Origin of the sequence: Aureitalea sp. L0-47 (genome assembly GCF_026126405.1) — a bacterium.
Taxonomy (GTDB): domain Bacteria; phylum Bacteroidota; class Bacteroidia; order Flavobacteriales; family Flavobacteriaceae; genus Pukyongia.
This window is the reverse complement of record NZ_JAFMTQ010000018.1, coordinates 40,043-52,892: the sequence shown is the minus strand read 5'-3', so window position 1 is coordinate 52,892 and position 12,850 is coordinate 40,043. Positions and strand designations below refer to the sequence as shown.

The 12,850-nt window shown below is 44.0% G+C and carries 8 protein-coding genes and 1 pseudogene; 5 read left to right on the top strand and 4 right to left on the bottom strand.

Annotated features, from left to right (window positions below; all coding sequences use genetic code 11):
- Window positions 1–2,192: pseudogene (locus tag J1N09_RS14135) on the bottom strand (hypothetical protein); the annotation flags it as partial.
- 136 nt (window positions 2,193–2,328) lie between these two features.
- On the opposite strand from J1N09_RS14135, the gene folE reads away from it, so the two are divergent.
- From folE to J1N09_RS14110, 5 genes are read left to right on the top strand one after another with little or no spacing between them, the layout of a single operon-like run.
- The gene (gene folE / locus J1N09_RS14130; protein ID WP_265200896.1) at window positions 2,329–3,006 is read left to right on the top strand and encodes a GTP cyclohydrolase I FolE; all 678 of its coding nucleotides are present in this window, start codon (window positions 2,329–2,331) and stop codon (window positions 3,004–3,006) included.
- A 46-nt stretch (window positions 3,007–3,052) separates the two neighbouring features.
- Entirely contained in the window at window positions 3,053–4,537 is a 1,485-nt protein-coding gene (cysS, locus tag J1N09_RS14125; RefSeq protein ID WP_265200895.1) for a cysteine--tRNA ligase, read from the top strand.
- A 49-nt stretch (window positions 4,538–4,586) separates the two neighbouring features.
- Window positions 4,587–4,832 carry a membrane protein insertion efficiency factor YidD gene (gene yidD / locus J1N09_RS14120; protein ID WP_265200893.1) on the top strand — a complete coding sequence of 82 codons (246 nt, stop codon included), beginning with the start codon at window positions 4,587–4,589 and terminating at the stop codon, window positions 4,830–4,832.
- Window positions 4,833–4,886: 54 nt separating this feature from the next.
- Window positions 4,887–5,819 (top strand): prolipoprotein diacylglyceryl transferase, encoded by a 933-nt coding sequence (lgt, locus tag J1N09_RS14115; protein ID WP_265200892.1) that lies wholly within the window; start codon window positions 4,887–4,889, stop codon window positions 5,817–5,819.
- Window positions 5,816–6,304, top strand: coding sequence for a DUF192 domain-containing protein (locus J1N09_RS14110; RefSeq protein WP_265200891.1), 489 nt, complete (start codon window positions 5,816–5,818; stop codon window positions 6,302–6,304). The genes lgt and J1N09_RS14110 overlap by 4 nt, the downstream gene beginning before the upstream one ends.
- 150 nt (window positions 6,305–6,454) lie before the next feature.
- Here J1N09_RS14110 and secDF read toward each other — a convergent pair whose 3' ends face one another.
- The 3 genes from secDF to gyrB form a co-directional block, all read right to left on the bottom strand.
- The gene (secDF, locus tag J1N09_RS14105; RefSeq protein ID WP_265200890.1) at window positions 6,455–9,466 is read right to left on the bottom strand and encodes a protein translocase subunit SecDF; all 3,012 of its coding nucleotides are present in this window, start codon (window positions 9,464–9,466) and stop codon (window positions 6,455–6,457) included.
- Window positions 9,467–9,602: 136 nt separating this feature from the next.
- A complete protein-coding gene (gene mdh / locus J1N09_RS14100) occupies window positions 9,603–10,529 on the bottom strand; it encodes a malate dehydrogenase (RefSeq protein ID WP_265200889.1) in 927 nt (308 codons plus the stop codon).
- 134 nt (window positions 10,530–10,663) lie between these two features.
- Window positions 10,664–12,616 (bottom strand): DNA topoisomerase (ATP-hydrolyzing) subunit B, encoded by a 1,953-nt coding sequence (gene gyrB / locus J1N09_RS14095; RefSeq protein ID WP_265200888.1) that lies wholly within the window; start codon window positions 12,614–12,616, stop codon window positions 10,664–10,666.
- Window positions 12,617–12,850 lie beyond the last annotated feature (234 nt).

The window sequence follows — 12,850 nt, the reverse complement described above, 5'->3', positions numbered from 1 at the left end:
GTCGTTAGATCAAATACCTCAATACCATCCTGGTCATTGTCGCAAAGGAAATAATCCGAAATAGGATCCGTGATGGCAGGAGAATCGTTCACCTGTAGATCCAAGGGAACAATGTCGAAGCAATCGGGATTATTTATGTTTTCAACACGTGCAAATACCGTCTGGAAACCCGCTGTTGCATTCGTATACGGGCTAGCAAGGGGGAAAGTTGCCGCCTGAGCACTCATAAAACTTAAATGGTAGGTTACCGAAGCATTCGGATTACCTCCTGTTATCTCGGCATCTTTAGAGGTAAGATCAAATTCAGCAAAACCATCATTCGGTATTTCATCACACACTTCCAAAGGAGTAGGAATAATTACCGGAGGAACTTCGAAAATATCCACTACAAAACTATCGGTTGCATAACAAGCCGGAGTTGCATTATTTTCTACGCGAACGTAGATTGTTTCAGAAGGTGCCGTAGCATCGTATGGATTAGGATGCGCATTCGTATTTGCATCGGCATCTCCCTGGGTGGGGTGATATGAAACCGAAAATAACGACGGACTCTGTGCTCCTAAAGCTTCAGGATTTTTCAGTAATACTAAATCTAAAGTAACTATTCCATTAGCGTCATCATCACACACCACGATATCGGTCATGGGTCCCGCCATCGCCGATTGAAACTGGATAAGGAACTCTTCCACTTCAAAACAAGTGCCTGTTAAATCTTCAATTCGCACCCAAACTGTTTCTATAGGAGGCGTCACGATCATATAGGCAGTTGGTGTGGCTATAGGATTGGCACCAGTATTCGCCTCCAACAAGGAATTGTGGTATGTTATATTAAAAAGTGCAGGGTTTTGACCGCCAATCACAACGGCGTCATTGACTGTGAGATCGAAAATACCCATATTCACACCGTCATCGCATTGGAACAAATCGTCCGGCGGAAATGCTGCAGGCTGTACCAGGAAATCAATTTGTACGGAGTCTCCGGTTATGCAAGTAGGGTCAGCAGGATCGAAAACCTCAACAGACACTGTGGCGGAATTTGGAGCTGTTACAGTGAACGTATTATCGTTAATAGTGGAAGGTCCCTGAGACACACCATTTATGAACCATTCGTATGAAAGCCCTGGAATACCTGGGTCTGCATCCAGTGTAATATCACTTTGATTGCAAGTAGCTACATCCGGCCCAAGATCGATGGTGAAAGGTGCGTTTGAAGTAACATCTACAAAATCCGACAAGGTTACCACTTCACCATTACAGGTATTTGTCCATGTAACACGCGCTTCGAAGGTCTCTGTCCCTGAGACACAAACATTTATGGTCGGGCTGTTGGAAATAAAAGTACCCATACTATCATACCATCCGAAAACGTAAGTAGGTGGGCCATCCGGAGAGAAGCTCCATGCTTCATTCGTAGCCGTCCAGGGTGAATCCGAAGTATTCCTTCCGGGAGGAACATAGGCGGTATCGCCGGCATCATTCTGAATTCCTAAAGCGGCGTTTCCACTATTCCAGGACGGACAGGAAGGTTTATCCTGCATATATATTTCAATAACATTGCTGAATTCATAGAACACCGCCATATGTGTTGCCAGCAAACTGTTACATGTTCCGGAGTACATCGGAACTTCGAAATACGAAACCACCAGAACCCTATTTGGAAAGGTGCCTAATACCTCATAAGCAATTTCCTCCGTTGTGGATACACTTGGATCGATATCATGTCCGGGGGTGAATACATTGGCTTCGCCCAATGTTGGATTGGTATTGTTAGGCAGGTTTTCCGTAAAAGACCAGCCGTTGGAAGTGTCTCCGGGATCTACATCGAATCGAATCACCCCATTAGAACCCACCTGGAACTGGGTCTCCAGGTTTCCGAAGAAACAAAAATCAAATGGTAAAGTATCCACACCAGACCATGCGTCGTCGATATTCGGATTCAGGGAGTTGGCCAGTCCGTTGAATGGGAATGGTGGGTTGTAGGGAATAGAATTAACGGTATAGGTTAATCCTGAAGTATCGAATGTTTCCAGAAAGGTTGCCGTAATATCGGCACATCCTCCGTTGGCACAGTCGGCAAGTACATCCGGACCTGCATCAACGAACAGGGAACCGGGCCCTTGGGCAGTAGCGTTTAACGAGAGAAATAGTATCGCGAGAAGCGTAAGCAGTTTTGTGGGGTAAGACTTCTTCATAGGATTAGGGGTATGTGGGCGAAAATTAAGAAAAATTTAGGAAATTGTTATTTTAATCGACTGAAAATAGCTGAACTGGCTTTTTCATAGCAATCGACGAATATGTATCTTTGCACTTCGTTTAAATTTAAACCGAATGGATTTGGAGAAACAACTCAAAGAAACTGAAGCAATGGGCAATGATCATGTGGGCAGCTCGACGGATACTCCCATGCGAGATGATGCCTTTGAGTTAAGCGATATCGAAAAGATCGCCAGGATCAAAGAAGATATCAAAAATATCATGCAAACTCTGGGGCTGGACCTTACTGATGACAGCTTGAAAGGAACGCCTACCAGAGTAGCAAAGATGTTCGTTCAGGAATTGTTTGCAGGATTACATCCAGAACGCAAGCCGAAAGCTTCCACCTTCGAGAATAAATACAAATATGGTGAAATGCTGGTTGAGAAGAACATCACCCTCTACTCTACCTGCGAACACCATTTACTTCCTATCGTTGGAAAAGCCCATATTGCATATATATCTAACGGAACTGTCGTTGGCCTTTCCAAAATGAACCGTATCGTGGATTATTTCGCGAAACGACCTCAGGTACAGGAAAGATTGACGATGCAGGTGGTTAAGGAACTTCAGAAGATACTAAAAACCGAAGATGTAGCCTGTGTGATCGACGCCAAGCATTTATGCGTGAATTCAAGGGGAATTCGCGATATTGATAGCAGTACTGTAACCAGTGAATTTGGCGGGAAATTTAAAGATCCTGAAGTACGAAGGGATTTCCTGGATTATATTAAATTAGAGACTGAATTCTAAGGGTAAGATTCCACAACTATTTTCACCTAAAGTGAAACCATCTGAAATGAAATTATACGAACAACAGGAATTGTTCATCTACAATTCTCTTTCAAAAAAGAAAGAAAAATTCACTCCTATTCACGACGGTGCCGTTGGTATGTATGTCTGTGGACCTACCGTATACAGTAATGTTCACATGGGTAATTGCAGGACCTTTCTTTCGTTCGATTTGGTTTACAGATACCTGAAACACCTTGGGTTCAAGGTTCGCTATGTGCGGAATATCACCGATGCCGGGCACCTCGAAAACGATGGTGAGAGTGGCGAGGATCCGATTCTTAGAAAAGCACGAATCGAGCAGCTTGAGCCTATGGAAGTTGTTCAAAAGTATTCGGTGGACTTTCACAACGTTATGTCGCGTTTCAACGCATTCCCTCCAAGCATCGAACCCACTGCTACCGGTCATATTATCGAACAGATCCGAATTGTAGAGAAAATCATTGAAGAAGGATATGGTTACGAAAAAAACGGTTCTGTGTACTTTGATGTGCTGAAATTCAATGAAGACAATGAATACGGTAAACTGAGCGGGCGTCAGCTGGAAGAAATGATCACAAATACCCGTGAACTAGCTGCTCAGAGCGAGAAGAAGAATCCCCAGGACTTTGCACTATGGAAGAAGGCGGAACCACAGCATATTATGCGCTGGCCATCACCCTGGAGCGACGGATTTCCGGGCTGGCACCTCGAGTGTACAGCCATGAGCACCAAATACCTTGGGAACAAATTCGATATCCACGGAGGTGGAATGGACCTGAAATTCCCTCACCACGAGTGTGAGATCGCCCAGGCAGAGGCCTGCAATCACGAGAGTCCGGTAAACTATTGGATGCATGCCAACATGCTTACTTTGAACGGTAAGAAAATGGCAAAGTCTACGGGAAACAACATCCTGCCTAATGAATTGTTTTCGGGAGAAAACGACGTTTTAAGCAAGGCCTTTTCCCCTATCGTAGCCAAATTTTTCATGTACCAGGCGCACTACCGAAGTATTCTCGATTTCTCTAACGATGCACTGGAGGCTTCAGAAAAAGGATATAACAGGTTGATGGATGCATACCGAAACCTTAGAAACCTGCCTACTGCTTCAGAAAGTACTTTCGACGTAGCCGCATGGAGGAAGTCCTGCTACGATGCAATGAACGACGATTTTAACAGTCCGATCCTCATTGCCCAACTATTTGAAGCGGCCAAGCATGTAAACGCAGTGAAGGAAGGAAAAGCAACTATTTCCGAAGCAGACCTTGAATTGCTCAAGGCTACTATGCACGGATTCATCTTCGATGTGCTCGGACTATTGGATATCTCTTCAGAAGGAAACAATGACTCCGGGAAGCTCTCCGGCGCTATCGAACTATTGATAGATCTAAGGAACAAAGCCAGGGCGAACAAAGACTTTGAGACCAGCGACAAGATACGCGATGAGCTGAAAGAAGTTGGTATCCAGCTTAAGGATGGGAAAGAAGGAACGACTTATTCTTTGAGTTGAAAGTCGGAAGTCCGAAATCATAAAATCTTTAAACTCGAAACTTTTGTCATTGAAAAAAATCCTGATATACCCGTTCGTACTCCTGATTCGTGGCTATCAGCGATATATTTCGCCTTTATTTCCTTCTACTTGCCGGTATACTCCTACCTGTTCGCACTACACTATTGAGGCGTTACAGCTGCACGGATTGTTCAAAGGTGGCTGGTTGGCGACCAAGAGAATTCTAAGTTGTAATCCGTGGGGAGGTAGTGGTTACGACCCTGTTCCCGGTTCAGAAAAGAAAAGAAATATTTAACATTCGTTCAGTCATGCTTTTCTATCTTTACGCAACCTTTTCTAATTTCTGAATATGCAATTCCTGACTTTCACCTGGAATCCTATCGAAGGAATCGACCTTGGGTTTTTCATGATTCGTTTTTACAGTCTTTCTTACGTGATCGCCTTTGTTATTGGGTGGTTCATCATGAAACGATTCTTCAAGAACGAGAAGATCCCAATGGAAAAACTGGACAGTCTCTTCATTTTTATGGTGGTTGCCATCCTCTTGGGGGCACGTCTTGGACATGTGATTTTCTATGAAGCTGAATTGTTCCTGGAAGATCCGATCTCGGTGTTCTTGCCAATAAGGACGGTCCCCGAATTTGAATTTACCGGCTTCAGGGGATTGGCGAGTCATGGAGCGGCCATCGGAATAATCATAGCACTAATCTATTTTAACCGAAAGAAACTTCAATACCCTGTATTGTGGATCTTCGACAGGGTAGTTATCACTGTAGCAATAGGTGGTGCCTTCGTGCGTTTGGGTAATTTTATGAATTCCGAGATCGTTGGAAGACCATCGGGTGATTTCCCGTTGGGAGTCCGTCTCGTTCGGAATGCAGACGACATGCATCCGGAGACAGCAATGCGCTTAACTGGTTTAAAGAACCCGAACGAAGCCTATAATGCGATTGCAGGCGATCCTCAGTTCGCTGAAATACTGGCATCCATTCCATTCCGACATCCTGCTCAGCTCTATGAAGCTTTCGGATATGTTATCACATTCCTTGTGCTTTGGTACATTTATTGGAAGACAAATAAAAAACAGCATCCCGGATTTATTTTCGGCTGGTTCCTCATCCTCTTATTTTCCACCCGTCTGATCGTGGAATTCTTCAAGGAAGTACAGGTGCCGGGCAGAGAAGAATGGATTCTCAATACGGGTCAGTTATTAAGCATACCGTTTATCATTGCCGGGATCTATATTTTAATGAAATCGAAAAATAAGACGTTTACCCCATGAAAAGAATCTTGATAAGCGCCCTGGCTCTGGGCCTCTTATTTACTACTGAAAGCTGTAACGAGAACAAGAAGGTAGAGTCAATTACCAAGGAAGTGACCTTCAAGAAAGAAGGAGAGTTGAAGTTGATGAAAGCCGAATCCGACTCGCTGATCGCTACCATCGACATAGAGATCGCAGAAGGTGAATACGAAACACAAACGGGACTCATGTACCGTAAAAGCATGCAAGACAACCGAGGAATGCTGTTCATTTTTGAAAATGAGACGCCCAGGTCATTCTACATGAAGAACACGGAATTTTCAATTGACATCATCTTCATCAATGCCGATAACGAAGTGGTAAGCATACAGAAGAATGCTAAACCACTCGATCAAACTTCGCTCCCTTCAGAAGCGCCTGCCAAATATGTACTGGAAGTGAATGCCGGACTCAGCGACAAATGGACGCTAGCGGCTGGAGATAGAGTGGACTGGAGCAAGCAGTGATTTAGTTGATAAAAACCCATTTGTAAGTGCAATCTTGTCAATCTGAACTCGCTTCAGATTCTGAATTAAATTCAGAATGACAAAGTCTTAATTCTAAAAAATAAAAAACCCACGAGATTCGTGGGTTTTTTATTTAATATCTTCTGAAGACTATTTCTTCTCTTCTTCCTCTTCTTCGTCTTTCTTATCGCTAAGATCAATACCTCGTTTCTTCACTGTATCGAAGAATACCGGAGTCGCGATGAAAAGCGATGAGTAAGTACCTACAAGCACACCGATGATCAGGGCGAAGATCAATCCACGAATGGATTCTGCTCCCAGGATAAAGATCGTAAGAAGTACGATAAGTGTGGTCATCGAGGTGTTCAATGTTCTACTCAAGGTACTATTCAATGCACTGTTAATGATACGATTCATCTTCCAACTTGAATGCTCGTTAAAGAACTCACGGATACGGTCGAATACAACCACTGTATCGTTCAGCGAGTAACCAATCACCGTTAAGATCGCCGCGATGAACGACTGGTCGATCTCCATGTTGAACGGCATGATCTTGTATGTAAGTGAGAAGATTCCCAATACGATCAAGACATCGTGGAATACTGCGGCAACGGCTCCCAAACTGAATTGCCATCTACGGAAACGCAACAGGATGTAGAGGAATACTACTGCCAGAGATCCAAGTACCGCCCAGAAGGAAGCTTTCTTGATATCATCCGCAATTGTCGGACTTACCTTGTAATATTGCATACGCCCTACTTCCTTGCCTTCATCATCACTAATAAAATCCTGGTATGTGATTCCGGCAGGCAGGTTTTTCTGCAATCCCTCGAAAAGCATTTGCTCGATCTCGGCATCCACTTCTTCACCAGTATCGTCAACCTTGTATTTAGTTGTAATTTTAAGCTGGTTGTCACCACCGTATGTCTTTGCCTCGGCACTTCCGAAAACAGCGATCATGTCATTCTGGATATCGGTCGCATTCACGTCTTTATCAAAACGTACCGTATACGTTCTACCACCAACGAAATCAACACCCTGGTTAAGACCAACTGTAAATAACGAACCTAAACTGGCGATGATCAACAATCCTGAGATCACATAAGCCACTTTTCTCTTTCCTAGGAAATTGATATTTACGTTTTTAAACAGATTCTTGGTAAATGAAGTAGAACAAGGAAGCGGTTTACCATTCTTAGTGTATCGGTCGATGAACAATCTCGTGATAAAGATCGCCGTGAACAAGGACGTAAGGATACCTATAAGTAGCGTGGTCGCGAAACCTTGAATCGGCCCTGTTCCGAATACAAGAAGTATCAGACCTGTAAGACCTGTTGTGATGTTCGCATCGAGAATGGATGACAAGGCGTTGTTGAAACCATCCTTGATCGCATCCTTCTGCGCTTTCCCTTTGGCCAGCTCTTCCCTGATCCTTTCGAAGATCAGTACGTTTGCATCAACCGAGATACCAATCGTAAGTACAATACCGGCAATACCAGGTAAGGTCAATACTGCACCTAGTCCGGCTAGTACACCAAAAATGAATAGAATGTTCACTACAAGGGCAACGTCGGCAAAAAGACCGGCTCTACCGTAATAAAACACCATCCATACCAGTACAAATCCTAAGGCGATAAGGAACGAGAGTACACCACTATCGATTGCCTCCTGACCGAGGGTTGGCCCTACGATCTCAGCTTGAATAATATCTGCAGAAGCGGGTAATTTACCTGCTCTTAATACGTTTGCTAAATCCTGTCCTTCGTTAATAGTGAAATCACCGGTAATGGAACTACGTCCACCCGCAATAGCTCCGGTTGTTACACCTGGTGCCGAATATACTATGTCATCAAGAACGATGGCAATCTGACTACCATTGGTGTAAGCAGCGCCTGTCATGTCTTCCCATACTTTAGCTCCTTTACCGTTCATCTGCATATCTACAGACACGCGGCCGGAAGGATCATAGGATTGTGCTGCATCCACTACAACACCTCCACTCAATGGAGGCACCATGTCGCGGTTTCCTTTAATACCATAAAGATCCTGAAGCGATACTGTTTCACCTTCGGTGGTTTCTACTTCTCTCTCAACGCCCCAAGCGAATTTAATATAGCGTAGATCATTCGGTAGCTGCGCTCTTACCTGAGGAGTTTCCAGGTATTGTAAGACGATATCAGTATCTGAAGCCAATGCTGTCGCGATCACCGGACCATCTGGTCTTCCGAAGTCGACTAATTTAGACATCAAAGGGTTTTCCTTGGCAGGATCTGCTTCTTCATCTACTTCTTCACCTCCGAGAATATCTTCAATCACTTCGTTCTCCGTATCGGTAGAATCGGCTACTTCCTCATCCGTTTCCGGAGAAAGGATTCCCTTCAAGGTTGCATCTGCGGTTAAGAGGAAAGATTGCACCTCCTGTGCTTTATACACATCCCAGAATTCAAGCTGAGCGGTTTGTGTAATAAGGTCTTTAGTTCTTTCTATATCTTTTGCCCCGGGAAGTTCTACAAGTATCCTTCCTGAATTACCTAAACGTTGCAGGTTTGGTTGAGTAACACCGAATTTATCGATACGCTTACGAAGTACTTCAAAGGCAGAAACCATGGCTTCGTCAACTTTACGTCTAAGCACCTGCTGTACATCCCCGTTGGTATCATCACGGCTTATATCGTCTTCCAGGTTCTTATTGAAGAAAATACTGGTTGACGCCAGTTTGTTATCCCCGGGAATTGCCTCGAAGGCAGTAAAGAAGTCTTCCAGGTAGGGTTCCTGACTGTTCTTCTGAAGTTCTTCAGCATTGTTCAATGCCTGGTTGAATGCAGGATCTTTAGAGTTATTGGCAAGGCCTTCAAGGATGTCACGTACAGACACCTGAAGAATCACGTTGATTCCTCCTTTAAGGTCAAGTCCCTTATTTAGTTCTTTCTCCTTGGAATCGCTGTAGGTGATTCCGGCGAAAACCGGGGTGTTAGCCACTGAGTCCAGGTACTTCGCTTCAGCTTCAATACGCTCGTCCGGTTGAGAGGCATCGTATAATCCTTTCGCATAAGCCTCAGCTTCACCCTCTACCTTATTCGCGACAAAAGTGAAAGAAAGTTGGTACAAACACACCAACCCAAAGATGATCGCAAATACGGTAACTAGTCCTTTATTTTGCATTCTATAGGTATTTAGATGATTTTAAAAACGTGCAAATATAGGTTTTCAAAAAGGAAATGACAATTATTTTCCTTTGAAAATGACCAATAAAAAAAGGCCGTTGCAGCGGCCTTTTTGTTTGATTTAACGACCTGATTTAGACATCTAAAAGCCCATTCGTTTTGCTAACTCCTTCAGCACTTTCGGCCATTTTGGCCATCTCGGCATCTGTGAGTTCGATCTCCACTATCTCTTCAATTCCATTTCTACCTAGAATAACCGGAACGCCAATACAAAGGTCATTCAGACCGTATTGTCCGTCCAGCAAGGCAGAACATGGGAACATTTTCTTAAGATCCATTGCTATAGCTTGCACTAGTCCGGATACTGCCGCTCCCGGTGCATACCAGGCTGAAGTCCCTAGCAACTTGGTAAGTGTCGCCCCTCCTACCTTGGTATCCTCCATAACTTGTTGTAATCTCTCTTCGGAAATAAACTTAGAAACTGCTACACTATTACGCGTTGCGAGACGCGTTAATGGCAGCATTCCTTTGTCGCTGTGTCCACCAATCACCATTCCATCAACATCGCTGATAGGCGCTCCTAAGGCCTCTGCAAGGCGATATTTAAAGCGTGCACTATCTAATGCTCCACCCATACCAATGATTCGGTTTTTGGGAAGGTCTGTAGTTTTATGAACCAGGTAAGTCATAGTATCCATAGGGTTACTCACCACGATCATGATCGTATTTGGAGAATGTTCAATAAGGCTGGAAGAAACAGATTTCACAATACCTGCGTTGATCCCAATTAGCTCTTCTCGAGTCATTCCGGGCTTGCGTGGGATTCCACTTGTGATCACACAAATGTCACTGTTTGCAGTTTTGGAATAGTCGTTTGTAGTACCGGTTATCTTAGTATCGAAACCATTGAGTGATGCCGTTTGCATCAGGTCCATAGCTTTCCCTTCGGCATAACCTTCTTTGATATCCAACAATACTACTTCACTCGCGAAGTCTTTAATGGCGATATATTCGGCACAACTTGCACCTACTGCTCCCGCTCCAACTACAGTTACTTTCATGAAATTAAATTTTAAATTTGATGATTGAATTTCGAGCTGCAAAAATACAATTATCTATTTGATTTTCAATTCTGAATATCCTAAAATATAAAGCCCCGCACTATGGCGGGGCTACGTTTTATTCCGAAGAAATCTTAGGCATCAATATTTGCGTAGACCGCATTCTTCTCAATAAACTCACGCCTTGGCGGAACTTCATCACCCATTAGCATTGAGAATACACGATCAGCCTCGGTTCCATTATCAATGGTTACCTGACGAAGCGTGCGGTTTTCAGGCTTCATCGTGGTAACCCATAACTGCTCGGCATTCATCTCTCCAAGACCTTTATACCGCTGAATGGTAGCGCTACCTCCATAGGATTCGTTCAACTCATCGCGTTCCTTATCATTCCAGGCGTATGCCTTTTTATTGCCCTTCTTGACAAGATACAATGGCGGAGTGGCAATATAAACGTGGCCGGCTTCTATAAGGTCTTTCATATAACGGAAGAAGAAGGTGAGGATCAAAGTTGCGATATGGCTACCATCCACATCCGCATCACACATGATCACGATTTTGTGGTATCGTAATTTTTCAAGGTTTAACGCTTTACTGTCTTCCTCGGTGCCTATAGTGACCCCTAAAGCTGTGAAGATATTCCGAATCTCTTCGTTCTCAAACACCTTGTGTTGCATAGCTTTTTCCACATTCAGTATCTTACCACGTAGGGGTAAAATGGCCTGGAATTTTCTGTCACGACCTTGTTTGGCAGTTCCTCCTGCCGAGTCTCCCTCCACGAGGAATACTTCGCATTTTTCCGGATCTTGTTCGGAGCAATCCGACAATTTCCCGGGTAGTCCTCCTCCACTCATCACGGTCTTGCGCTGTACCATCTCACGGGCTTTGCGCGCCGCATGACGTGCCTGAGCTGCAAGAATAACCTTCTGAACGATGATTTTAGCATCACTGGGGTGTTCCTCCAGGTAGTTCTCAAGCATTTCTGAAACGGCCTGGCTCACTGCTGAACTCACCTCGCGATTTCCGAGTTTTGTCTTGGTCTGACCCTCGAACTGGGGTTCAGCAACCTTTACCGAAACAATCGCGGTTAGCCCTTCGCGGAAGTCATCTCCGGAAATGTCGAACTTCAACTTGTCCAGCATCCCGGAATTATCGGCATAGCGCTTCAACATAGTGGTTAGACCTCTTCTGAAACCGGAAAGGTGGGTTCCCCCCTCGTGGGTGTTGATATTATTCACATAGGAATGTAAATTCTCGTTGAACGAAGTGTTGTAGACCATAGCTACTTCCACAGGAATATCGTTCTTCTCACCTTCCATGGAGATCACTTCACTTATCAGTGGCTCACGATTACCATCCAGGTAACGGATGAATTCCTTTAATCCTTCTTCAGAATGGAAAGTCTCATGCACAAACTCCCCTTTCTCGTCTTTATTCCGCTTGTCGGTAATTGATATTGTAAGTCCCTTGTTCAGGAAAGAAAGTTCCCGAAGTCGGTTTGCCAGGGTTTCGTAATTATATACCTGACTTTCTTTAAATATTTCGTGATCCGGCTTAAAGGTCACGACAGTACCACGATAATCTGTCTCACCAACCGATTTAACCGGATAAAGTGTCTTTCCACGTTCATACTCCTGTTCCCACATTTTTCCATCGCGGTGAACCGTAGCCTTTAGACTACCCGACAACGCGTTTACTACGGAAACCCCCACTCCGTGAAGTCCTCCCGAAACTTTATAGGAATCTTTGTCGAACTTTCCCCCGGCACCGATCTTCGTCATTACTACCTCCAGGGCGGAAACTCCTTCCTTCTTGTGCATATCTACCGGAATACCCCTACCGTTATCCTTTACGGTTACGGAATTGTCCTCGTTGATCCATACGTCGATAGTATCGCAATACCCCGCCATTGCCTCATCGATGGAGTTATCTACAACTTCATAAACAAGGTGGTGCAAACCGCGTACACCTACATCCCCGATATACATGGATGGACGCATGCGTACATGCTCCATTCCTTCCAGTGCCTGAATACTATCCGCACCGTAAACTTTTATCTCTTTTTCGTCCTTCTTTTCGTCACTCATAAAATAGGTAGATTTTACAAAATTTCACTAACAAACAAATATAACAAAACCCCTCATAAAATCTAGGGTTTCGGCATATTTGAGCTATTAAGTTATTAACAAATTTTTGTGAAAAAAATTGTCCCAAAATTAAGGAATTTTCTGATTAATTTTTTCCGGTAAGCTTTCTTATCAATTCGCGACAAAATACGTATTCAACTCCTTCAAAATTTTCACAAAACTTTATGGATAGTC

Bases quoted from the DNA above. Each gene is read 5' to 3' on its own strand.
- folE (WP_265200896.1), top strand. From the start codon at position 2,329: ATGGATTTGGAGAAACAACTCAAAGAAACTGAAGCAATGGGCAATGAT.
- cysS (WP_265200895.1), top strand. From the start codon at position 3,053: ATGAAATTATACGAACAACAGGAATTGTTCATCTACAATTCTCTTTCA.
- lgt (WP_265200892.1), top strand. From the start codon at position 4,887: ATGCAATTCCTGACTTTCACCTGGAATCCTATCGAAGGAATCGACCTT.
- J1N09_RS14110 (WP_265200891.1), top strand. From the start codon at position 5,816: ATGAAAAGAATCTTGATAAGCGCCCTGGCTCTGGGCCTCTTATTTACT.
- secDF (WP_265200890.1), bottom strand. From the start codon at position 9,466: ATGCAAAATAAAGGACTAGTTACCGTATTTGCGATCATCTTTGGGTTG.
- mdh (WP_265200889.1), bottom strand. From the start codon at position 10,529: ATGAAAGTAACTGTAGTTGGAGCGGGAGCAGTAGGTGCAAGTTGTGCC.
- gyrB (WP_265200888.1), bottom strand. From the start codon at position 12,616: ATGAGTGACGAAAAGAAGGACGAAAAAGAGATAAAAGTTTACGGTGCG.